The following is a 21,760-nucleotide window of genomic DNA, read 5'->3' on the forward strand; positions in this document are numbered from 1 at the left end:
CCTCACCTCACAGACCGCCCCGCCCGAACAGCAGATAGACAAGCAGCACGATCACCAGCAGCCCGAGGATCCCCCCGAACCCGCCACCCCCGTAATACCCGCTCCGATACCCATAGTACCCGCCCCCGCCGAACAGCAGGAACAGCACGATGATGATCAGAATCAGCGTCATCGACCCCACCTCCTAAATGCGGCACGGCGCGCGCCGCCTCACCCTCCAGCAACGCAGCAACTCACCTTTCGTCGCGAAAACCCCGCCCCGCATCCAACCCCCGCCCCGCGCGTTCCGAGGCCGCCAGGCCACCCCCACACCCCCGGCCTGCCGGAGAAACCCCATGCCCGCGCCCACCCGCCGCGCCCTCGCCCGCCTCCTTCCCGCCGCCGCGGCAACCCTGGCCGCCCCCGCCCTCCTGCGCCCCACCCCGGCCCAGGCCGCCTCCGCCGCCGAGATCAACGCCGAGGTCAACGCCGCCCTCGTCTCCCTCCGGGAGCGCGCCGAAACCCGCAACCTCTTCGCCCAGGCCCGCGCCACCCTCATCTTCCCCCGCATCATCCAGGGCGGCTTCGTCGTCGGCGGCCAGTACGGCGAAGGCGCGGCACTCCGCGGCAACACCATCCAGGGCTACTACAACATCGCCGGCGCCTCCTTCGGCCTCCTCATCGGCGCCCAGGCCGCCGGCCTCGCCATGTTCTTCATGACCGACGAAGCCCTCGGCGCCCTCATGCGCGCCGACGGCTGGGAAATCGGCACCGGCCCCTCCGTCGTCGTGCTGGACCGCGGAGACCAGGTGAACTTCACCGCCACCACCCTCCGCGAGGCCGTCTACGCCGTCACCTTCAACCAGCAGGGCCTCATGGCCTCCATCTCCCTCAACGGCACCAAGATCTCCCGCATCAACCCGTCCTAAGTCCTGACAGGTCCGGCCCTAGGGGGCGCCGCCCCCTAGGAACCCCCGCCGGGGGGTGGACGCACCCCCCGGACCCCGCGATCTAATGCGCGGATGCCCAGCACCATCCTCGTCCCCGCCGAAACCCTCCACCGCCAGCTCACCGCGGTCTTCACCACCTGGGGCATGGCACCGGACCACGCGAACACCGCCGCCACCATCATGGTGGACACCGACCTGACGGGCATCGACTCCCACGGCGTCGGCATGCTCCCCCACTACCAGCGCCTCTTCCGCGAAGGCCGCCTGGACCCCCGCGCCACCCCCACGATCGCGCGGGACCACGGCCCCGGAATCCTCATCGACGGCCACGCGGCCATCGGCCACGTCCCCGCCCACCTCGCGGTCACCACCGCGATCGAGAAGGCCCGGGAATTCGGCATCGGCGTCGCCGCCGTCACCAACTCCAACCACTACGGCGCTGCCGGCTGGTACGCCCGCCTCGCGGCCGAACAAGGGATGATCGCCCTCTCCCTCACCAACGCCTCCCACCTCATGGTCCCCACCCACGGCACCCAACCCGCCCTGGGCACCAACCCCATCGCCTTCTCCGCCCCCACGCGCGACCCCGCCCGCCCCGTCCTGCTGGACATGGCCACCACCACCGTCGCCTACGGAAAAGTCTCCATCGCCCGCCGCGCCGGAAAACCCCTCCCCCCCGGCTGGGCCCTGGACGAGAACGGCGAGCCGGAACTGGACAGCGCCCGCGCGTCCGACGCCCGCCGCCTCGCCCCTCTCGGCGGCACCCGCGAACAGGGCGCCCACAAGGGCTACGGCCTGGCCCTGATGGTCGAGATCCTCTGCGCCACCCTCACCGGCGCCGGCGACGCCGGGCTTCGCACCGGCCACTTCTTCCTCGTCCTCAACCCCACCGCCTTCCGGGACCGGGAAGGCTTCCAGGCCGACCTGGACGACCTCCTCGCCCGCCTGCGCGACAACCCGCCCGCCGACCCCGCCGCCCCCGTCCTTATCCCCGGCGACCCCGAGCACGACACCACGGTCGAGCGGCGGCGGGACGGGATTCCGATGGTGCAGACGCTGGTGGAGGAGGTGCGGGCGGTGTGCGAGGAGAGTGGGGCGGAGTTTCTCTTTGGCGCTTCGAAAGCCCACTAAATTAGTTCCAACTGCTCCGAAGCGTCAGTACGGCCAAATGGCAAATCAACACCATTGAGCTTGCCAAGTTCGCGAACCACGTGGGTAATATGATGTGTTGTGTTCACAGCACGCCAATCAGAGCTTCTGCCAGGACCCTTTGAGGTGCGGTGAGCCTGGCGAAAGATTTGCGCGTCGGCCTCTGAAAACCCACGGCCAGCGAAATGGCCGCTTTTTACAATGCGATCACAAACTGCTGTCATTGCTTCGCTCGTGTCATTTATGTCGTCTTCACGAACGACATACCAGCCAGCCGACGTAGTATATCTATGGTGCCGAATAGGTCTCGCGCGGTTATTGCCCAACTTCAGGTCGGCGTAATCGGCTCCGTAGTCACCAAAAATCAGACCGCTCGACAGCCCTTCTTTGGGAGAAGCAACCTTCTTCCAAATTTCCCACTCGGCCCGCCTCACCAGGGCGATCTCGGATTTCTTCGCTGGATTGGTTTCAGGAAAGTTCGAAGCTTGGAAGATGATTTGGCGCCATGGAGCCGCATCTTGCAGGTCGCTGAAACGATCCTGAACGAAGCCGACCACAGCGTCCTGTAGATCTAAGGTTGCGCCACAAAGATCAATCAGAGCAACGCATCTACTCGGCTCGAGACCCAGATCACTGATTGCCAGACGTGAGCGCGCGATCAACTGATTATCGAAATCGTATGGAATACGCAGCGCGACCTGTACGTCTGAACCACTAGCAGCAATAGCGGACTTAAAGGCAGACAAACGCAACGAATCAACTTTATCAACAGCAAAAACAGGGGTCATTTTCGCCCCGACCCTGCTTCCAATCTCGAAGATTCGCGGCAGCCAAGAGTCAATCTCTGCATCACCGAAATCTTCCAGAAGGTACCTAGGGTCGACTAGAGCTTCCCTCCCCGCCCAAGAACGGGCGATACGGTTCCCAATACCGCCGATTATTTCATCCTTGCGCGGAGCCCTCCCCAGGGTCGAATCGATCTCCTTCGGAGGCGGGATCAAAAAACGAGGCCGGATTCTGTCAGCAATATCCCTAGAGAGAGCATTAAGCCCATCGAACTCTCCAGCTTTTGCTCGAAGAGCGGGATAGTACCAGTAGGAATCGTCAGTGCTCGACATCTTTATGCTCCGTCTGCTGAAAGAGATATTTCCTTACCTGCCCTCTTCCAATTTTGTTGGAAAAAGTGGCGTAATCATTACGCTCCTTTTGAATGCGACCGTAAACAATCGCTGAGTGAATACCAATTTGACTGGCAAAGGCTTCTACCGGGGCGGCCGATTTGGCGATCCGTGCAGGTGCTCTTCGCCACCTCTCTTCAGGGATGAGGATATTGGACGCAAACTCGTCAGCCTCTGCCTCAAGTTCGTCTACCATCGTGGCTTCCGATTCGTCAAAGAAGCCGCTTGTTAAACCCGTCCTGTAATGCAAAATAACATGAGCGACCTCATGCATCAACGTATACCAGAACCCATCCACAGTATCTCTTCGCACGGTAAGCCCAATAACAGGCACGCCGCCGACGAGAAACGCCGCGCCGTCAATTTTCATTCCCATAATCTGTCGCTCAGCGACTAGCACGATGCCTTGTTGCAACAGCATAGCTTTTGCTCGTGCCGGCCCATCATCAAACTTACTCTGCTGGATCAGATCTAGGAGCCAGTTCACCGAAAGCGGACGATACTCAGGCTTGCTTTCCTCAATAACTTGCTCGGCGCGTTTCGTCACTCGGGCTTTCCAGGCCAAAAGAAGTAGGTCTCCCGTATGATCCTTAACATTCAGCCCGGTTCTTAGTAGTGAGGGGCTGCCGTGCCGCGACACGTGCTCCGAGATGTACCTATGAACGTAGTTGAGGCCTTCCGTCTCGTCTTCCGGCAGCTGTCCTGCAAACCATTTCTCGGACTGCGCATGCCGCAGAAGCTTTTTTATAGTCGGCATGGAGATTTGGTCAACGTATCCCCACGGACTTCCTAGCCACTTGGAGAAGTTCATTTCCCAATGCACGTTTAGAGCACTTGCGATTTTCTGAAAATTCGCAAGACTGATCGACCGATATCTATCAAGTTCGTATCTTTGAATCTGCTGCTCTTTAAGTCCCAGCCTCCTTGCAAGATCCTTCTGGGAGAGCTGGTTTGATATTCGCGCAACGATCAAAGCCAGACCAGGGTCTGCCCCTGCTCGTTTTTTCAGGTCTTCATAGTCACCGCCTTTTGCCGCTTCATACGCTTCAATCAGCAAGTTGAGTTCTCGAGTATGAGCCTCTAAACTTCTCCGATAGCCATCAACTACTTGATGTGGCAATCCAGCAATTACGGAATCAAACACCTTCGCTGACGACAGAGCCGCCGAAATCTCGGCCTGAAGGGTGCGCGCTTCGCGAAGGTCACGCTCGTTGAGGATCAAATTAGGGAGTCTCATGACCCTCCCCTAACACAACAAAATTGTTGGGTCCAGCCATCTCCATTGACACAAGGAATAAAATACTATATGGGATTATTGGCAGACCGAGGATGTTCTATGCCCCACTCCCGCCCCTGGTCCCCCCTCACCGACGCCGAGTGGTCCGCCCTCTCCCCCCACCTCCCCCTCACCGGCGCGGGCCGCCCCATCCCCAACCCCCGCGCCCGGCTGGACGCCATCTTCCAGCTCGTCACCACAACCCTCCCCTGGTGCCACTCCGGCTCCACCGCCGCCCCGGCCGATACCCTTCACCGCCAGTTCCGCCGCTGGGCCCGCGCGGGCGTCTGGTCCCGCCTCCTCCGCCTCGCCGCCCGCAAGCGCGCGCCGAAGCCCCTCCGCGCCCTGCTGGATTGGCTCTGCGCCGCCCACCGCCGCACCTACCGCCTGCTCGGCCTCCCCGTCCTCACCCTCGCCCGCCGCCTGAACCTCCCCCGCGCCCTCCCCGGCCCCTCCTGGCTCCTGCCGGATCCCGCCCTCTCCGCCCTCGTCTTCCGCGCGGTGCGCCACTTCCTCGCCACCACCCCCCTCACCCGCGCCGCCATCCCCCGCCTGCGGAACCTCCGCGCCCTCCTCAAAACCGCGTCAGGGCGCCGCCGCATACCAGCCTGCCTCGCCCCCGCATGACCCCGCGCCTTGACCCCCCCTCCCCCGCCTGCAACACGGTCCCGGCCGCCGGAATCCCCCGGATTCGGCTTCCACTCACGCGACAAGAGGCCGAACCAAGCCATGCGCGACACGGGCGAATACCTCTTCACCTCGGAATCAGTGTCCGAGGGCCATCCGGATAAGGTGGCGGACCGCATCTCGGACACGGTCCTGGACACCTTCCTGGAAGCCGATCCCTACGCCCGCGTGGCCTGTGAGACGCTGGTCACCACCAACCGCATCGTCATCGCCGGCGAAACCCGCGGCCCCGGCGACATCACGGCGGAGCTCCTGGCCCACAAGGCCCGCCTCGCCGTGCACGACATCGGCTATGATCAGGAAGGCTTCTCCTGGAAGAACGCCTCCGTGGAAGTCCACCTCCACGCCCAGTCCGCCCACATCGCCCAGGGCGTGGACGCCGCCGGCAACAAGGATGAGGGCGCGGGCGACCAGGGCATCATGTTCGGCTACGCCTGCCGCGAAACGCCCGATCTGATGCCCGCCCCCCTCTACTACTCCCACCTGATCCTCCGCCGGATCAGCGAGGCGCGGCGCAACAGCGACGTCACCGCCAAGGGCCTCCAGCCCGACGCCAAGTCCCAGGTCACGCTGCGCTACGTCGACGGCAAGCCCGTCGGCGCCACCTCCGTCGTCGTCTCCACCCAGCACGACGAGGGCATGACGCAGGACGAGGTCCGCGCCCTCGTCCTCCCCTTCATCGAGACCTCCCTCCCCCCCGGCTGGATGCCGGAGGCGTCGGAGATCTACGTGAACCCCACCGGCACCTTCGTCATCGGCGGGCCGGATGGCGATTGCGGCCTCACCGGCCGCAAGATCATCGTGGACACCTACGGCGGCGCGGCCCCCCACGGCGGCGGCGCCTTCTCCGGCAAGGACCCCACGAAGGTGGACCGCTCGGCCGCCTACGCCGCCCGCTACGTCGCCAAGAACGTCGTCGCGGCGGGTCTCGCGGATCGCTGCACCATGCAGGTCAGCTACGCCATCGGCGTCGCCAAGCCCCTCTCCATCTACTTCGACCTCCACGGCACCGGTAAGGACGTGGACGAGGCGAAGCTGGTGAAGATCGTCAGCGACATGGTGAACCTCTCCCCCCGCGGCATCCGCGAGCACCTGCACCTCAACCGCCCCATCTACGTCCCCACCTCGTCCTACGGCCACTTCGGCCGCACCCCGGACGCGGAGAAGGGCACCTTCACCTGGGAGCGCACCGACCTCGCCGCCGACCTCAAGCGCGCCTTCGGCCGCTGAACCCGGCCGCGGGAACGAAAAGGTTGCTTTTTTGTTCCTGCTAACCTAGGTTGCCCTCACGGGCACCCCCAGGCCCGTCCGGCCCCCCAGCCGGCACAAAGGGCCCGCCGCGAACCCCCTTCGCGGCGGGCCCTTTCTCTTTGAACCGCACATCCGCCCCGGCTCCCCGCCCACCCCACCTCGCCCCCGCGCGCCCGCCCCTAAGCAGGCCGCAAGCCCCTGGAAGTGCCGCCGCCCCGGGCCACGTCCCGGCCGCCCGCCCTGGATACGGCCATGCCCGTCCGCAGCGCGCCCTCCGCCGGCCCCACCCCGGCCATTTGTCCGAAACCCGCCCGCACGCGCAGCACCCCCGCAATCCGGCAATTCCACCGGAACCGGTTCTGCCCTAACTCCCGCCCCACGATGGCCTACGACACCACCCGCCCCGCGCCCCCCGCCGAGGGCATCCCGGACCGCCTCTACGGCCGCCGCCGCGGCCACCCCCTCCGCCCCCGTCAGGAACGCCTGCTGGAGGAGACCCTCCCCCGCATCACCCTCGCAACGCCCGAGGCCCCGCGCGATTCCTTCCCCGGCCTCCAGGGCCCCCTCTGGCTCGAAGTCGGCTTCGGCGGCGGCGAGCACGCCCTCCAGCTCGCCCGCACCAACCCGGGAACGGCCCTCATCGCCTCCGAGGTCTTCGAGAACGGCCTCTGCTCCCTCCTCACCCACCTCGTCCCGGAAGGCGAGGAGGCCACCGCCCCCCTTCCCGCCAACCTCCGCCTCTGGCCGCGTGACGCCCGCCACCTCCTCCAGGCCATGCCGGATGCCGCGCTGGACCGCCTCTACCTCATGTTCCCCGACCCCTGGCCGAAGGCCCGCCACGCCAAGCGCCGCTTCGTGCACCCGGCCCTCCTCCCGCTGCTCGCGCAGAAGCTGCGCCCCGGCGCCGAGTGGCGCATCGCCAGCGACGACCCCACTTACCAAGCCTGGGTGGACGAGGTGATGGCCGCCCAGCCCCACTTCACCCTCGCCACCCACCACGCCTCCCCGCCCGAGGACTGGCCCCGCACCCGCTACGAGGCCAAGGCCCTGCGCGAGGGGCGCCACCCCCGCTACTGGATCTGGCGGCGGAACTAGCTTGCCCCGCCCCCTGGCGCGCCCTATATGGAGGCCACGAGACAATCCGCCGATTTGGGGGGTGGCCTTAACGGGCCGCCTTTTTTGTTTTTGAGCGACGACACACCGCAGCACGAAGGGCCCGTCCACGACGGATTGGAAGCCCGTATCGCCGCCGCCATCGCCCCGGCCCTCGGCCAGATGGGTTACGAGATCGTGCGCGTCATGGTGCAGGGCAAGGAACGCCCGACCGTGCAGATCATGGCCGACCGCGCCGATGGCAGCCTCATCAACGTCGAGGACTGCGAGGCGATCTCCCACACCGTCAGCGCCGTGCTGGACGTGGACGATCCCTTCCCCGGCGAGTGGAACCTGGAAGTCTCCTCCGCCGGCATCGACCGCCCGCTGACCCGCACCAAGGACTGGGTCCGCTTCATCACCCAGGTCGCGACCGCGGAGCTGAACATGCCGCAGGAGGGCCGCCGCCGGTACCGCGGCCGCATCCTCTCAGCGGACGAGAACGAGGTCCGCCTGAAGCTCGACGAGGGCGGAGAGGTGGTCCTGCCCCGCGGCAACATCCGCCGCGCCAAGCTGGTGCTGACGGACGAGCTGATCGCCGCCACCGCCCAGCCAGAACCTGAAGACGACAACGGCGAGCCGGCCCCGAAGAAGGCCCCCCGCCGCTGGCGTCCCCCTTCCGAGAGGAACTGAGACCCATGGCCGTCGATGTCGCGATCGCCCGCCCCGAGCTTCTCCAGGTGGCCGATGCCGTCGCCCGGGAGAAGATGATCGAGCGCGAGGAGGTGCTCGAGGCGATGGAGCAGGCCATGTCCAAGGCCGGCCGCGCCAAGTACGGCCAGGAAAAGGACATCCGCGCCACCATCGACCGCCGCAACGGCGAGGTCCGCCTCTCCCGCTGGACCGAGGTGGTGGAGGCCGAGCCGGTCGAGAACGAGGACACCCAGATCCCCGTCCGCATCGCGGAGAAGATCAAGCCCGGCATCTCCGTCGGCGAGTTCATCGTCGATCCCCTGCCCCCGATCGACTTCGGCCGCATCGCCGCCCAGACCGCCAAGCAGGTGATCGTGCAGCGCGTGCGCGAGGTGGAGCGCAAGAAGCAGTTCGACGAGTACAAGGACCGCGTCGGCGAGATCATCAACGGCGTGGTGAAGCGCACCGAGTACGGCAACCTCATGGTCGACCTCGGCCGTGCGGAAGCCCTCCTTCGGAGGGATGAGACCATCCCGCGCGAAGCCTTCCGCAACGGCGACCGTGTGCGCGCCTACATCTACGACGTGCGCGAGGAGCAGCGCGGGCCGCAGATCTTCCTGTCCCGCACCCATCCCGGCTTCCTGGCGAAGCTCTTCGCCCAGGAGGTGCCGGAGATCTATGACGGCATCATCGAGATCAAGGCGGTGGCCCGCGATCCCGGCAGCCGCGCCAAGATGGCCGTGATCTCCCGCGACAGCTCCATCGACCCCGTCGGCGCCTGCGTCGGCATGCGCGGGTCCCGCGTGCAGGCGGTGGTGGCGGAACTGCAGGGCGAGAAGATCGACATCATCCCCTGGTCGCAGGACCAACCGACCTTCATCGTGAACTCCCTCGCCCCCGCCGAGGTGACGAAGGTGGTGCTGGACGACGAGGGCCGCCGTGTAGAGGTGGTGGTGCCGGACGACCAGCTCTCGCTCGCCATCGGCCGCCGCGGCCAGAACGTGCGCCTCGCCTCCCAGCTCACGCGCTACGACGTGGACATCCTGACCGAGGCCGAGGAGAGCGAGCGGCGCCAGGCCGATTTCGGCAAGCGCACCTCCCTCTTCGTCGAGGGACTGGACGTGGACGACATGATCGCCAGCCTCCTCGTCACCGAGGGCTTCTCCACGCTCGAGGAGATCCTGGAGACGGACGACGAGGAGCTCGCGGAGATCGAGGGCTTCGACGAGAACGTGGCGGCGGAGCTGAAGCGCCGCGCCCAGGCCAGCCTGGACCGCCGCGACGGCGAGCTGGACGAGAAGCGCCGCGAAATGGGCGTGGACGACAAGGTCGGCGAGACCGGCGGCTTCACCCCCGCCATGATGGTCGCCCTCGGCGAGAAGGGCGTGAAGACGCTCGACGACCTCGGCGACCTGGCCGCGGACGAGCTGATCGAGATCATCGGCACCGACAGCGTCGATGAGGAAACGGCGAACGCCATCATCATGGCCGCGCGCCAACGCGCCGGCTGGTTCGGCGAGGAGGAGCAGGCGGCCGCCGAGGCCGCCGCCGCCGAGGCCGCGGCCGCGGCCCAGGCGGCCTACGACGAGGTTGCCGGTGAGAGTGGCGAGGAGCTGACCGAGGAGACGGGCGAGGAGACGGGCGAGGAGACGGGCGAGGAGCCCGCCGACGGCGCCGAGGAGACCACCGGCGAGAGTGCCGCTGCTGAGGACGGCGCCGGGACGGACCCTGAGGCCGAGGGGGAGAACGGCAACGCCCGCGCCTGATCCCGAATCGCCCGGCCTGACCGCCGAGGGCACCTCCCCCTCCGGTCAGCCCGAGGGCATGACCGGCGCGGCCGGTCAGCCCGAAGGCATGACCGGCATGGCCGGTCAGCCTGACCCTGAGGAGAAGGGCCCGCGACGCCGCTGCGTGGCGACGCGGGAATCCCTGCCGAAGGAGGCGATGATCCGCTTCGTGCTCGGCCCGGACCGCGTCCTGGTGCCGGACCTCTCCGGGCGCATGCCCGGGCGGGGAATGTGGTTGAGCGCGCGCGGCGATGTGCTAGAACGCGCCCTGACCCGGGGGGCCTTCATGAAGGCCGCCCGCGGCCCGGTTCACCCCATCCCCGACCTTCGCGCGGCGATCGTCGAGGGGCTTCGGCGGCGCATCCGGGACGCGGTAGGGCTCGCGCGCCGCGCGGGCCAGGCCGTGGTGGGCTTCCAGCAGGCGCGCGAATGGCTGCAAACCGGCCGCGCCGCCCTGCTGGTGGAGGCGTCGGATGGAAGCGCCCCCGAGCGGGCGAGGCTGGTCGGGCACCACGGTGTTCCGGTCGTCTCGGTGCTGGCGGCGACGGAGCTGGGTTCGGTGTTCGGTCGCGATCACGCGGTGCATGTGGCGATAGCGCCTGGCCGGCTGGCCGAGGGCATCCTGGCCGAGGCCGGGCGGCTCTCGGGCATGCTGTCCTCCGCGCCCGCGCCGGATGTACCGGGTTCGGGGCGCGGCGGCCGTAAGCAGGGCAGGGATGCGGGGCGCAAGGCTGGTGCCGGCGCCCCGGACGCGCCACATCGGGCGGATCAGGCAGGGCCCCGCGGGGCTGGCCAGGAAGGGGCGTCCCGCAAGGGCGCCCGAGGGAAGGCGCCCCAGGGGGGCGCCGAGGGCCCGGCGCCCCGCAAGGGCGGCAGGCAGGGAACGCGCCCCCGGCGCGGAGGGGAGCCGGCCGTGCCAGTGACGCAAGAGCGATGAGCCGCTAGTCGGCCGGATGGCGAAGGGGCGTGCGGGAGTGATCCCCGCCGCCCCTGGGGACGCGCGGACGGCGCGGCCCGGGATCTCGTGCCCCTCAGGCGCGATATAAACATGACGGGTCGCGCAGAGCGACCGGCACCTCTGGCCGGTGGGGTCGATGACCCCCGGCGGGTGCGTTGGAGATGAGTGTGGCGGACAGCAAGCTGGACAACGACGGCTCGAACGCGGGCGGAAGCATGAGCGACGACAACGGACAGGACCAGAACAAGGGGCGCCTCTCGCTGCGCCCCGGCGGACGGATGGAGCTCGGCAAGACCGAGCAGGCTGGCAGCGTGCGCCAGTCGTTCAGCCATGGCCGCAGCAAGACCGTGCAGGTCGAGGTGGTGAAGAAGCGGGCCGGCGGCCCTGGCGCCCCGGGCGGCGCGCCCGCCCCGGCCGCGGGCCCTGCCCGGCCCTCCGGCCCGCAGGCCGGCGGCCCCCGTGCGGGCGGCCCGCCGCGCGCCGGCGGCCCCCGCGCCGCGGGCCCCGCGCCCGCGCCCGGCCGTCCCCTGACCCAGGGCGAGCAGGCCAACCGCCTGCGCGTGCTGGAGGAGATGCGCCGCCAGGAGGCGGACCGTCAGCGCCAGGAGCGCGAGCAGCAGGCGCTGATGGTGCGCTCCGCCGCCGAGGAGGCCGCGCGCCGCGAGGCGGACAACCGTGCCGCCGCGGAGGATGCCGAGCGCGCCGAGGCCGCGTCCCGCCGCGAGGCGGAGGCGGCCGCGCGCCGCGAGGCCGAGGCGGCCCGCGCGGCCGAGGCCCGGCAGCCCGAGCGCCCCGAGCGCACGGAGGAGGCACCCCGCCCGGCGGCACCGCGGACCGAGGCTCCCTCCCCGGCACCGCGCCCCGAGCCGGCGCCGGTGGCTGCCCGTCCGGCGCCCGCGCCGCGCGAGGAGGCCCCTCGCCCGGCACCGAGCGTTCGCCCCTCCTACGACAGGAGCGGCAGCGGTGACCGCGGCGGCTACGCCCCGCGTCCGCCCGCCCCCGGCGGCGATCGCGGCGGTGACCGCGGCTACGTCATGCGGACGCCGAGCGGCCCCGGTGGGGATCGCGGCGGCGACCGTGGTGGCTACGCCCCGCGCCCGGCCGGTGGCCCTGGCGGGGATCGCGGCGGCGACCGCGGCTACGTCATGCGCGCGCCGAGCGGCCCCGGTGGGGATCGCGGCGGCGACCGTGGCGGCTACGCCCCGCGTCCGGCCGGTGGTCCCGCTGGCGGCCCTGGCGGCGACCGCGGCTACGTCATGCGGACGCCGAGCGGCCCCGGTGGGGATCGTGGTGGTGATCGCGGCGGCGACCGTGGTGGCTACGCGCCGCGCCCCGGCGGTCCCGGTGGGGATCGCGGCGGCTACGCGCCGCGCCCGGCCGGTGGCCCCGGCGGCTATGGCCCGCGCGCGGGTGGCCCGGGTGGCGGCGGCTATGGCGACCGCTCCGGCGGGGCGGGTGCCCCGCTGGCGGCCCGGCGCCCCGGCCCCGTGCCGAGCGGCCTCGGCGCGCCCGGTGGCGGCAAGCTCTCCCTGCGTCCTCGCCCCGGCGAGGGCCCGGCCCCCGGTTCGCTGGAGGATGAGAACCGCCGTCCGCCGCCGCGTCGCCTCGGCGGCCCGGCGCCTGCCGGCGCGCGCAAGCCGGTCCCTGCCCCCGCGAAGAAGGGCATGGCCCCTGTCGACCGCCGGCACGGCCGCATCGACGTGGCCGCGGCGATCGAGGGTGACGACGATCGCGGGCGTTCCCTCGCCTCCGTCCGCCGCGCCCGCGAGCGCGAGCGGCGGCAGGCCGAGCTCGCCCGCCTCCGCTCCGGCCAGGAGCGGGTGGTGCGCGACGTGGTCATCCCCGACATCATCACCGTGCAGGACCTGGCGAACCGCATGGCCGCCCGCGCGGGCGAGGTGGTGAAGGCGCTGTTCCGCATGGGCGTGATGGCGACCATCACCCAGTCGATCGACGCCGACACGGCGGAGCTGGTGGCGACCGAGTTCGGTCACCGCGTGCGCCGCGTGTCCGAGGCCGACGTGGAGCAGGGCCTCGAAGGCGAGGTGGACACCGAGGAGAACCTCGAGCCGCGTCCCCCCGTGGTCACGATCATGGGCCATGTCGACCACGGCAAGACCAGCCTGCTGGACGCGCTGCGGAAGACGGATGTGGCGGGCCGCGAGGCGGGTGGCATCACCCAGCACATCGGCGCCTACATGATCCAGATCCCGTCGGGCGACCGCGTGACCTTCATCGACACCCCGGGCCACGAGGCGTTCACCGCCATGCGCGCCCGCGGTGCGAGCGTGACCGACATGGTGGTGCTGGTTGTCGCGGCGGATGACGGCGTGATGCCGCAGACGATCGAGGCCATCAAGCACGCCCAGGCGGCGAACGTCCCGATGATCGTGGCCGTCAACAAGATCGACAAGCCGGGGGTCAACCTCGACCGCGTCCGCAACGAGCTGCTGCAGCACGAGGTGGTGGTCGAGTCCCTGGGCGGCGACACGCAGGAGATCCAGGTCTCCGCGCTGAAGGGCACGAACCTCGACAAGCTGCTGGAGTCCATCATCCTGCAGGCCGAGGTGCTGGACCTGAAGGCCAACCCGAACCGGGCGGCTGAGGGGACGGTCATCGAGAGCAAGCTCGACAAGGGCCGCGGCCCCGTGGCGACGGTGCTGGTCCAGAAGGGCACGCTGAACCAGGGCGACATCGTGGTGGCCGGCGCCGAGTGGGGCCGGGTGCGCGCGATCATCGACGACATGGGCATCCCGCTGACCGGCGCCGAGCCCTCCGAGCCGGTGGAGATCCTCGGCCTGACGGGCGTTCCGTCGGCCGGCGAGACCTTCGTCGCGGTGGAGGATGAGGGCCGGGCGCGCGAGATCACCGAGTTCCGTCAGCGCAAGGCGCGCGAGAAGGTGGCCGCGGCCGCCGGCGCCGCCCGCGGCACGCTGAACGACATGCTGGCCCGCATCCAGGCGGGCGAGCAGAAGGAGGTGGCGGTCGTCGTCAAGGCGGATGTGCAGGGCTCCTCCGAGGCGCTCGGCGTCACCCTCGGCAAGCTGTCCCGCGAGGAGGTGCGCGTGCGCGTGCTCCACTCCGCGGTGGGCCAGATCACCGAGAGCGACATCCAGCTCGCCAAGGCGTCCAACGCGGTCGTGGTGGCCTTCAACGTGCGCGCGACGACGCAGGCGCGCGAGATGGCGAACCGGGACGGCGTGGAGATCCGCTACTACTCGATCATCTACGAGGTGGCCGACGACATCGAGAAGCTGGTCAAGGGCAAGCTCGCCCCGATCCAGCGCGAGAAGTTCCTGGGCTACGCGCAGATCCTGCAGGTGTTCGAGGTCAAGCGCCTCGGCAACATCGCCGGCTGCCGCGTGACGGAGGGCGTGGTGAAGCGCGGCGCGGGTGTCCGCCTGCTGCGCGACGGCGTCGTCATCCACCAGGGCACCCTCTCCACGCTCCGTCGCTTCAAGGACGACGTGAAGGAGGTCGCGAACGGCTACGAGTGCGGCATGTCCTTCCACAATTACAACGACATCCGTGTCAGCGATCAGATCGAGTGCTACGAGACGGAGACGGTGGCGGCGGACTGATCCGCCCCTCTCCTCCGGGTTGAATGATCCGCCGCGCCCCGTGAAAGCGGGGCGCGGCGGACGCTTTTAGGGCTTCAGGAACCATGGCCAGGGATGCCAAGAACCAGGGGGGCGCGGGTGCCCCCTCGCAGCGGATGCTCCGCGTGGCGGAGGAGGTGCGGCACGCGCTCTCCGCCGTCTTCCTGCGCGGGGATGTCAGCGACCCCGACCTCGCGGATGCGCGGGTGACGGTGACGGAGGTGCGGGCCTCCCCGGACCTCAAGCACATGACGGTCTTCGTCTCCCGCCTCGGGACGGCCGCCGATCCGGCGCTGCTGAGGCTGCTGAAGGCGAACCAGCCGGAGCTGCGGAAGCAGGTGGCACGGGCCGTGCGGCTGAAGTTCGCCCCGGAGCTGCACTTCCAGGCGGACACGGCGCTCGATTACGCCATGCAGATCGACGCGGTGATGCGCCGGCCGGAGGTGCAGCGGGACCTGACACCCCGCACCGACGCCGACAGGGACGACGACGAGACGTGAGCGAGCCGCACCTGCCGCCCGAGATGGCGCCGATGATCCGCACCATAGCCATGCCCGGGGACACCAACCCGGCGGGCGACATCTTCGGCGGCTGGCTGATGGGGCAGATGGATCTGGCGGCGGGCAATGCCGCCGCCCGCCGGGCCCGCGGGCGCTGCGCGACGGTGGCGGTGGAGGCGATGACCTTCCACAAGGCGGTGCATGTGGGGGACGAGGTGAGCCTCTACGCCCGCATCCTCTCCGTCGGGCGCACCTCGATCCGCATCCAGGTGGAGGCCTGGCGGCGGGAGCGGCACTCCGACCTGCGGGAGCGGGTGACGGAGGCGGCCTTCACCTTCGTGGCGCTGGACGAGGCCGGGCGGCCCCGGCCTGTGCCGGCCGAGGGGAGCTGAGGGGCCCGGCGTGGGGCTGTTCCTCTACGTCGTCCTGAAGGACGCCCCCTTCTGGCTGCCGAGCTTCCTGGCCTGGTACTTCATCGTCCGCGGCGGGCCGGCCCGGCGGCGCTGGGCCGCCATCCTGTGGGTGCCGGCCGTTCTTCTCGCCTCGCTCGGCCCCTGGGCGGCGGGGCGGGAATTCGGGGACCTGATCGTGATGGTCCTCGTTGCCGCCGCGCTGGGCGGGCTGATGGGATTTTGGCAGCGCCGCATCAACCCGCTTTGAGCCCCGGCGAACCAAGGGGCGCGTGACCCGTTCCCCCGGGATGGAACGCCGCATCGCCTGGGTCTGCCAATGGCTCGACCCCTCCCTGCCCACCAAGGAGCAGGCCGCGCTGAACCTGCGCGACACCACCGTGACCTACATCGCCAAGATGGAGCGCAAGGACGCGATCGCGAAGCTGATCGGCCTGGTTCAGACGAATGGCGAGACGCTGCTGGCCCAGATCGCCCGCACCGCCCGCCTGCCCCCTGGGCAGCGGGCCATGCGGATGGGCAGCAACGTGCTGCCGGTCTACAGCCACCCGGCCGTGCGGCCCCTCTATGACGACCCGGCCCTGCGGCGCACCGTGGAGACAAGCCTGGCCCCCGCCGCCCGCGCGGCGAAGGAAGGGGGCGTGCGCCTCTCCATGCATCCCGGCCAGTACACGGTGCTGGCGACGGAGAAGGAGCACACCCGCGCCGCCGCCGTGGCGGATATCGAGTACCACACGGACGTCATGCGCTACCTCGGGCAGGCCGGCGGGTGGCACCCGAACGGCGCGCACATCAACGTCCATGCCGGCGGCCGCGCGGCGGGGATCGAGGCCTTCCGCTCCGGCCTGGCTCTCCTCTCCGAGGATGCGCGCAACCTGCTGACGGTGGAGAACGAGGAGACCGCCTACGGGCTGGACGACCTGCTGCCACTGGCGGACAGCCTTCCGATCGTGCTGGACCTGCACCACCACTGGGTCGTCACGGGCGAGTACATGGAGCCGGATGATCCCCGCATCGCCCGCGTGATCGAGTCCTGGCGCGGCGTCCGGCCCATCATGCACATCAGCGCGCCGAAGCCCGACCTGGTGCCCGGGCAGGACCCGGACGTGCTGCCGGACCGCGCTGCCCTGATCGCCGCCGGCATCTCCGCCCGCGACCTGCGCGCCCATTCCGCTCGCCTGTGGAACCGGCCCCACGCGGCCTGGGCGGCGCGGCACCTGGAATGGGCGGATATTGAGGTGGAGGCGAAGGAGAAGAACCTGGCGAGCGCGGAGTTTGCGGCCGTGTGCTTCCCGGTGGTGGCGGCCTGAGCGGCCCCCCAGGGGGAGGGAGAAGGAATTCTCCCTCCCCCTGGAACCCCCACCCTCATCTTTTTCTGAGGGGCTGCCGCGGAATGCGGGGCTTGAGGTTCGCCGAGGGTCGATGACCCTCGGCGCGGGACAGGTCTTTCCTCGACTAACTCGAAGAAGAAGATGATGGGGGTCCAGGGGGAAGAATTCCTTCTTCTCCCTGGCGGGGGCTCGGGGGCGGAGCTCCCGGCTACAGCTCCGCCTCCGCGATCGGCATCCCGCCCACGGGTTGCCGCGGCGGGCCTTCCTGGGCGGTGAGCGCGCGGTCCAGGTAGTGGGCGGCGCTGATGAGGGCGAGGTGGGTGAAGGCCTGGGGGAAGTTGCCGAGGTGCTCCCCGGCGGGGCCGAGTTCCTCGGCGTAGAGGCCGAGGTGGTTGGCGTAGCCGAGCATCTTCTCGAAGAGAAAGCGGGCCATCTTCACGTCCCCGGCGCGGGCCAGGCATTCGACGTACCAGAAGGAGCACATGTTGAAGCTGCCCTCGACGCCGTCGAGGCCGTCCACGCTCGAATCCTCGTAGCGGCGGACGAGGCTGTCATCCACCAAGCGCTCGCCCACGGCTTTCAGGGTAGAGAGCCAGCGCGGGTCGGTGGGGCTGATGAAGCGCATCAGGGGCATCAGAAGGCAGGCGGCGTCGAGGGTTTCGCCGTGCTTGCTCTGGACGAAGGCGCCGATGCCCTCGTTCCAGAAGTTCGTGTGGATGTCGTCGTAGATGGCGTCGCGGGCGGCGAGCCACTCGGCCACGGGGGCCGGGAGGGAGCGCTTGAAGGCGAGGCGGATGGCGCGGTCCAGCGCGACCCAGCACATGAGGCGGGAGTGGAGGAAGTGGCGGCGGCCGCCGCGCACCTCCCAGATGCCCTCGTCGGGCTGTTCCCAGTTGGCGGCCACCCAGTTCATGGATCGGGTGATGCCGCGCCAGGCCTCGTGGGAGATCTGCTCGCCGAACTTGTCCGACAGGTAGGCGGCGTCCATCAGCTCGCCGTAGATGTCGAGCTGGAGCTGGCCCTCCGCGCCGTTGCCGATGCGGACGGGGCTGGAACCCGCGTAGCCGGAGAGGTGGGGGAGGATCGTCTCCTCCAACTCGCGGTGGCCGTCCAGGCCATACATGAGCTCGAGCCTGCCGTCGGTGCACTCCTTCTCCCGCGCGGCGAGCCAGCGCATGAAGGCGTTGGCCTCCGCGGTGTGGCCCAGGCGCAGGAAGGCGTAGACGGTGAACGCGGCGTCGCGGATCCAGGTGAAACGGTAGTCCCAGTTGCGGACGCCGCCGATGGTCTCGGGCAGGCCGAAGGTGGGGGCGGCGACGATGGAGCCGTGCTCGGCCGAGGTCATCAGCTTCAGCGCGAGGGCGGAGCGGTTCACCGTGTCGCGCCAGCGGCCGCGATAGGTGGAGCGGGCGCTCCAGGCGCGCCAGGAATCGGCGGTGTGCTTGAAGCACTCCGCCACCTCCATCGGGTCGGCGGGAAGGGCGTGGCCGTGGGCGGCATCCTCCAGCACGAAGGCGGCGGATTCATTGGGGGCGAGGGTGAACTCGGCGACCGCGTCGCCGCCCTCGATCCGCAGCGGCACGGTGGCGCGGAGGCGGAGCGAACGGCCCGGGGTCTCGAAGACGATCGTGCCTTCCTCCTCCCGCACCGCGTGCTGCGCGCGGGCGTAGTCCAGGCGGGGGGCGCAGCGCATGCAGAAGTCGCGGGAACCGCGGATGGCCTTGGCCCGGCGCACCAGGCGCTGGGTGGGGCCGAGGGCCATGTAGTCCGAGATCTCCGCCACCCCCTCCTTCGAGAGGAAGCGGGTCAGCAGCACGTTGGTATCGGGCAGGTAGAGCTGGCGGTGGCGGGCGCCGTTCAGCACGGGCGCGAGGGCGAAGTGGCCGCCCTTCTCGTCGTCGAGGAGGGAGGCGAAGACGCTCGGGCTATCGAAGCGGGGCCAGCAGAGGAAGTCCACGGTGCCGTCGAGGCCCACCAGGGCGGCGGTGCGGAGGTCGCCGACGATGCCGTGGTTCTCGATCGGCTCTGCCATCGGGACCCTTTCGTTCACATGGGTTAGACGCGCGTCGGGGGTGAACAGCGGAGGGGCGGCCCCGTTTGCGGCGGGGCGGCTTCACGCTTCCGGGCGCGCGGGTCCGGGCGCGCGGGCTCAGCCGTTGCCGACGAATTCGGGGTAGAGGCTCATCCCGCCATCGACGAAGAGGGTGGTGCCGGTGACGTATTCGGCCTCGTCGGAGAGGAGCCAGGTGACGGCGCGGGCCACGTCCTCCGGCTCCCCGATGCGGCCGTAGGGGATCAGGCGCAGCAGTTTCTGCAGCGCCTCCTCCGTGCCCCAGGCGTCCTCGTTGATGGGGGTGCGGATGGCGCCGGGGGCGACGGCGTTCACCCGGATGCGCTCCGGCGCCAGTTCCTGGGCCAGGGTCTGCATCATCATGCGCACGCCGCCCTTGGCCGCGGCGTAGTTCACGTGGCCGGCCCAGGGGATGATCTCGTGGACGGAGGACATGCAGACGATGCTGGCGCGGGCGCGGCCGGGGCGATCCTGCCCGGCCCGGAAGGCCCGCACCGCCTCCCGGCAGCAGAGGAACTGGCCGGTGAGGTTCACGCCGATCACGGCCTGCCAGTCCTTCAGGGTCATCTCGCCGAGCGGGGCGTCCTTCTGGATGCCGGAATTGGCCACGAGCAGGTCCAGGCCGCCGAGCGCGGCCACCGTCTCGTCCACCAGCCGGGCGGCCTCGGCCTCCTCCGAGACGTCGGCGCCGAGGGCGATGGCGGTGCCGCCGGTGGACCGGATCTCCTCCACCAGCGCTTCCGCCGGTCCGCGGCTGGAGTGGTAGTTCACGGCCACGGCCGCGCCGGCGGTCGCCAGGGCCTTCGCCACGGCGAAGCCGATGCCGGAGGAGGCGCCGGTGACGAGGGCGCGCCGGCCGGTAAGAAGGGGGCGGGTGGCGGGTTCGGGCATGGGCACCTCGGCTGGCAGGGCGCATGGCCCGGGCAGGGGAACGCCCTGTCCCCGCCAGGGTTGACGAGGTGCAGTGCAACGGAGTGTTCCCGGCGGTCCGAGTCGGGGGCCGAACACATGCCGAACGCGGCCGGGCGGAAATGACCGGGAATCAGTAGGGTCGTCCGAGTCGCGCGAACGAATCGCTGACACGCGTTCCCGGGCGGCCAGCCACAAGATGTGGTGGTTCTGCCCCTAAGGTGGCCACAAGCGGGTTTACGGCCCGTTCCCACGCACGACTCGCCCCCGGGCGCGCGTCGCGGCAGCCCCGCGCCCGTTTCGCCTTCCGTCCGGGGCCGCCGCGCGCTATCCGCCCAGCCCATGGCCAGCCTCCCGATCCGACGCGCCCTCCTCTCCGTCTCCGACAAGACGGGGCTGGTGGAGTTCGCCCGCACCCTAGCCGCCCAGGGGGCGGAGATCCTCTCCACCGGCGGCACGGCGAAGGCCCTGCGGGAGGCCGGGATTCCCGTGAAGGAGCTGTCCGACCACACGGGGTTTCCGGAGATCCTGGACGGGCGGGTGAAGACCCTGGTGCCGGGGGTGCATGGCGGGCTGCTGTTCCGCCGGGACGTGCCGGAGCACGTGGCGCAGGTGGAGGCGCACGGGATCGCGCCGATCGACCTGGTCTGCGTGAATCTCTACCCTTTCGAGGCGACGGTGGCGCGCGGGGCCAGCTACGAGGACTGCGTCGAGAACATCGACATCGGCGGGCCGGCGATGATCCGCAGCGCCGCCAAGAACCACGCCCATGTGGCCGTGCTGACGGAGCCGGAGCAGCTGGTGACGGTGGGTAAGGAGATCGCGGAGACGGGCGGGACGTCCCTTGCCACCCGCAAGACCCTCGCCGCCGCCGCCTATGCCCGCACGGCGGCCTATGACGCTGCCATCTCCCGCTGGTTCGCGGGGGAGCTGGAGCAGGACTTCCCGCCCCGCCTCTCCGTGCCGGGGATGCTGAAGCAGACCCTGCGCTACGGCGAGAACCCCCACCAGAAGGCCGCCTTCTACGTGGACGGGACGCACCGCCCGGGGATCGCGACGGCCGAGCAGGTGCAGGGCAAGGAGCTGTCCTACAACAACCTCAATGACACGGACGCGGCCTTTGAGGCGGTGGCGGAGTTCGAGGAGCCGGCGATCGTCATCGTCAAGCACGCCAACCCCTGCGGCGTGGCGGTGGCGGGCGACCTGAACGCGGCCTGGGACGCGGCGCTGCGCTGCGACCCCGTCTCCGCCTTCGGGGGGATCATCGCCGCCAACCGGGTGCTGGACGCGGCGGCGGCGGAGCGGATCACCTCCATCTTCACCGAGGTGGTGATCGCGCCGGACGCGGATGACGCGGCGCGCGCGATCTTCGCGCGGAAGAAGAACCTGCGCCTGCTGCTGACGGGCGGGCTGCCGGATGCGGCGGCACCGGGGATGACGTTCCGCAGCGTCGGCGGCGGGTTCCTGGCCCAGTCCCGCGATGCCGGGCGCGTGGCGGTGGCCGACCTGAAGGTGGTGACGAAGCGCGAGCCGAGCGCGCAGGAGATGCGGGACCTGATCTTCGCCTTCCGGGTCTGCAAGCACGTGAAGTCGAACGCGATCGTCTATGCGAAGGGCGGCGCGACGGTGGGCATCGGCGCGGGGCAGATGAGCCGGGTGGACAGCGCCCGCATCGCCGCCTGGAAGTCCGCCGAGGCCGCCAAGGCGGCCGGGCTGGACACGCCGCTCGCCCAGGGCTCCGTGGTGGCCTCCGACGCCTTCTTCCCCTTCGCGGACGGGCTGCAGGCCGCGGCGGCGGCGGGCGCGACGGCGGTGATCCAGCCCGGCGGCTCCATGCGCGACGGCGAGGTGATCGCGGCCGCCGACGAGGCCGGGCTGGCGATGGTCCTGACGGGGATGCGCCACTTCCGGCACTGAGGCGCCCCCCGGGGAGGGTCCTG

The 21,760-nt window shown here is 69.9% G+C and carries 19 protein-coding genes; 14 read left to right on the plus strand and 5 right to left on the minus strand.

Annotation, left to right across the window (positions count from 1 at the left end; genetic code table 11):
* Positions 1–7 precede the first annotated feature (7 nt).
* On the minus strand, positions 8–172 hold the full coding sequence (locus VQH23_RS04580; RefSeq protein WP_338664441.1) for a DUF3309 domain-containing protein: 165 nt from the start codon (positions 170–172) through the stop codon (positions 8–10).
* Positions 173–335: 163 nt separating this feature from the next.
* On the opposite strand from VQH23_RS04580, the gene VQH23_RS04585 reads away from it, so the two are divergent.
* Both VQH23_RS04585 and VQH23_RS04590 read left to right on the plus strand, forming a co-directional pair.
* The gene (locus VQH23_RS04585; protein ID WP_338664442.1) at positions 336–908 is read left to right on the plus strand and encodes a lipid-binding SYLF domain-containing protein; all 573 of its coding nucleotides are present in this window, start codon (positions 336–338) and stop codon (positions 906–908) included.
* A 93-nt stretch (positions 909–1,001) separates the two neighbouring features.
* Complete coding sequence (locus tag VQH23_RS04590; protein ID WP_338664443.1) at positions 1,002–2,060, plus strand: Ldh family oxidoreductase; 1,059 nt, start codon at positions 1,002–1,004, stop codon at positions 2,058–2,060.
* Here the strand turns inward: VQH23_RS04590 and VQH23_RS04595 are convergent.
* Positions 2,057–3,196, minus strand: coding sequence for a beta family protein (locus tag VQH23_RS04595; RefSeq protein ID WP_338664444.1), 1,140 nt, complete (start codon positions 3,194–3,196; stop codon positions 2,057–2,059). The genes VQH23_RS04590 and VQH23_RS04595 overlap by 4 nt on opposite strands.
* The gene (locus VQH23_RS04600) at positions 3,183–4,478 is read right to left on the minus strand and encodes a helix-turn-helix domain-containing protein (RefSeq protein WP_338664445.1); all 1,296 of its coding nucleotides are present in this window, start codon (positions 4,476–4,478) and stop codon (positions 3,183–3,185) included. The genes VQH23_RS04595 and VQH23_RS04600 overlap by 14 nt, the downstream gene beginning before the upstream one ends.
* A gap of 114 nt (positions 4,479–4,592) precedes the next feature.
* On the opposite strand from VQH23_RS04600, the gene VQH23_RS04605 reads away from it, so the two are divergent.
* The 11 genes from VQH23_RS04605 (at position 4,593) to VQH23_RS04655 (ending at position 16,819) form a co-directional block, all read left to right on the plus strand.
* Entirely contained in the window at positions 4,593–5,159 is a 567-nt protein-coding gene (locus VQH23_RS04605; protein ID WP_338664446.1) for a transposase, read from the plus strand.
* Positions 5,160–5,261: 102 nt separating this feature from the next.
* A complete protein-coding gene (gene metK, locus VQH23_RS04610) occupies positions 5,262–6,449 on the plus strand; it encodes a methionine adenosyltransferase (protein WP_338664447.1) in 1,188 nt (395 codons plus the stop codon).
* 402 nt (positions 6,450–6,851) lie between these two features.
* On the plus strand, positions 6,852–7,565 hold the full coding sequence (locus VQH23_RS04615; protein ID WP_338664448.1) for a tRNA (guanine(46)-N(7))-methyltransferase TrmB: 714 nt from the start codon (positions 6,852–6,854) through the stop codon (positions 7,563–7,565).
* A gap of 84 nt (positions 7,566–7,649) precedes the next feature.
* Positions 7,650–8,255, plus strand: coding sequence for a ribosome maturation factor RimP (rimP, locus tag VQH23_RS04620; protein ID WP_338664449.1), 606 nt, complete (start codon positions 7,650–7,652; stop codon positions 8,253–8,255).
* A 5-nt stretch (positions 8,256–8,260) separates the two neighbouring features.
* Positions 8,261–10,021 (plus strand): transcription termination factor NusA, encoded by a 1,761-nt coding sequence (nusA, locus tag VQH23_RS04625; RefSeq protein ID WP_338664450.1) that lies wholly within the window; start codon positions 8,261–8,263, stop codon positions 10,019–10,021.
* A 58-nt stretch (positions 10,022–10,079) separates the two neighbouring features.
* On the plus strand, positions 10,080–10,979 hold the full coding sequence (locus VQH23_RS04630) for an RNA-binding protein (RefSeq protein WP_338664451.1): 900 nt from the start codon (positions 10,080–10,082) through the stop codon (positions 10,977–10,979).
* Positions 10,980–11,215: 236 nt separating this feature from the next.
* On the plus strand, positions 11,216–14,581 hold the full coding sequence (infB, locus tag VQH23_RS04635) for a translation initiation factor IF-2 (RefSeq protein ID WP_338666055.1): 3,366 nt from the start codon (positions 11,216–11,218) through the stop codon (positions 14,579–14,581).
* 83 nt (positions 14,582–14,664) lie between these two features.
* Complete coding sequence (rbfA, locus tag VQH23_RS04640) at positions 14,665–15,099, plus strand: 30S ribosome-binding factor RbfA (RefSeq protein WP_338664452.1); 435 nt, start codon at positions 14,665–14,667, stop codon at positions 15,097–15,099.
* Between the two features lie 23 nt (positions 15,100–15,122).
* The gene (locus VQH23_RS04645; protein WP_338666056.1) at positions 15,123–15,491 is read left to right on the plus strand and encodes an acyl-CoA thioesterase; all 369 of its coding nucleotides are present in this window, start codon (positions 15,123–15,125) and stop codon (positions 15,489–15,491) included.
* A gap of 10 nt (positions 15,492–15,501) precedes the next feature.
* Positions 15,502–15,759 carry a hypothetical protein gene (locus tag VQH23_RS04650; RefSeq protein ID WP_338664453.1) on the plus strand — a complete coding sequence of 86 codons (258 nt, stop codon included), beginning with the start codon at positions 15,502–15,504 and terminating at the stop codon, positions 15,757–15,759.
* 22 nt (positions 15,760–15,781) lie between these two features.
* Complete coding sequence (locus VQH23_RS04655; protein ID WP_338664454.1) at positions 15,782–16,819, plus strand: UV damage endonuclease UvsE; 1,038 nt, start codon at positions 15,782–15,784, stop codon at positions 16,817–16,819.
* A 229-nt stretch (positions 16,820–17,048) separates the two neighbouring features.
* Here VQH23_RS04655 and VQH23_RS04660 read toward each other — a convergent pair whose 3' ends face one another.
* Complete coding sequence (locus VQH23_RS04660) at positions 17,049–18,872, minus strand: glycoside hydrolase family 15 protein (RefSeq protein WP_338664455.1); 1,824 nt, start codon at positions 18,870–18,872, stop codon at positions 17,049–17,051.
* 117 nt (positions 18,873–18,989) lie between these two features.
* Positions 18,990–19,802, minus strand: coding sequence for a glucose 1-dehydrogenase (locus VQH23_RS04665; RefSeq protein WP_338664456.1), 813 nt, complete (start codon positions 19,800–19,802; stop codon positions 18,990–18,992).
* 360 nt (positions 19,803–20,162) lie between these two features.
* On the opposite strand from VQH23_RS04665, the gene purH reads away from it, so the two are divergent.
* On the plus strand, positions 20,163–21,737 hold the full coding sequence (gene purH / locus VQH23_RS04670; protein WP_338664457.1) for a bifunctional phosphoribosylaminoimidazolecarboxamide formyltransferase/IMP cyclohydrolase: 1,575 nt from the start codon (positions 20,163–20,165) through the stop codon (positions 21,735–21,737).
* Positions 21,738–21,760 lie beyond the last annotated feature (23 nt).

It is taken from the genome of Pararoseomonas sp. SCSIO 73927, assembly GCF_037040815.1.
GTDB lineage: Bacteria > Pseudomonadota > Alphaproteobacteria > Acetobacterales > Acetobacteraceae > Roseomonas.

What these genes read in the sequence shown, in the direction of transcription:
- VQH23_RS04580 (WP_338664441.1), bottom strand. Translation starts at nt 172, where the DNA reads ATGACGCTGATTCTGATCATCATCGTGCTGTTCCTGCTGTTCGGCGGG.
- VQH23_RS04585 (WP_338664442.1), top strand. Translation starts at nt 336, where the DNA reads ATGCCCGCGCCCACCCGCCGCGCCCTCGCCCGCCTCCTTCCCGCCGCC.
- VQH23_RS04590 (WP_338664443.1), top strand. Translation starts at nt 1,002, where the DNA reads ATGCCCAGCACCATCCTCGTCCCCGCCGAAACCCTCCACCGCCAGCTC.
- VQH23_RS04595 (WP_338664444.1), bottom strand. Translation starts at nt 3,196, where the DNA reads ATGTCGAGCACTGACGATTCCTACTGGTACTATCCCGCTCTTCGAGCA.
- VQH23_RS04605 (WP_338664446.1), top strand. Translation starts at nt 4,593, where the DNA reads ATGCCCCACTCCCGCCCCTGGTCCCCCCTCACCGACGCCGAGTGGTCC.
- metK (WP_338664447.1), top strand. Translation starts at nt 5,262, where the DNA reads ATGCGCGACACGGGCGAATACCTCTTCACCTCGGAATCAGTGTCCGAG.
- VQH23_RS04615 (WP_338664448.1), top strand. Translation starts at nt 6,852, where the DNA reads ATGGCCTACGACACCACCCGCCCCGCGCCCCCCGCCGAGGGCATCCCG.
- nusA (WP_338664450.1), top strand. Translation starts at nt 8,261, where the DNA reads ATGGCCGTCGATGTCGCGATCGCCCGCCCCGAGCTTCTCCAGGTGGCC.
- VQH23_RS04630 (WP_338664451.1), top strand. Translation starts at nt 10,080, where the DNA reads ATGACCGGCGCGGCCGGTCAGCCCGAAGGCATGACCGGCATGGCCGGT.
- infB (WP_338666055.1), top strand. Translation starts at nt 11,216, where the DNA reads ATGAGCGACGACAACGGACAGGACCAGAACAAGGGGCGCCTCTCGCTG.
- rbfA (WP_338664452.1), top strand. Translation starts at nt 14,665, where the DNA reads ATGGCCAGGGATGCCAAGAACCAGGGGGGCGCGGGTGCCCCCTCGCAG.
- VQH23_RS04645 (WP_338666056.1), top strand. Translation starts at nt 15,123, where the DNA reads ATGGCGCCGATGATCCGCACCATAGCCATGCCCGGGGACACCAACCCG.
- VQH23_RS04660 (WP_338664455.1), bottom strand. Translation starts at nt 18,872, where the DNA reads ATGGCAGAGCCGATCGAGAACCACGGCATCGTCGGCGACCTCCGCACC.
- VQH23_RS04665 (WP_338664456.1), bottom strand. Translation starts at nt 19,802, where the DNA reads ATGCCCGAACCCGCCACCCGCCCCCTTCTTACCGGCCGGCGCGCCCTC.
- purH (WP_338664457.1), top strand. Translation starts at nt 20,163, where the DNA reads ATGGCCAGCCTCCCGATCCGACGCGCCCTCCTCTCCGTCTCCGACAAG.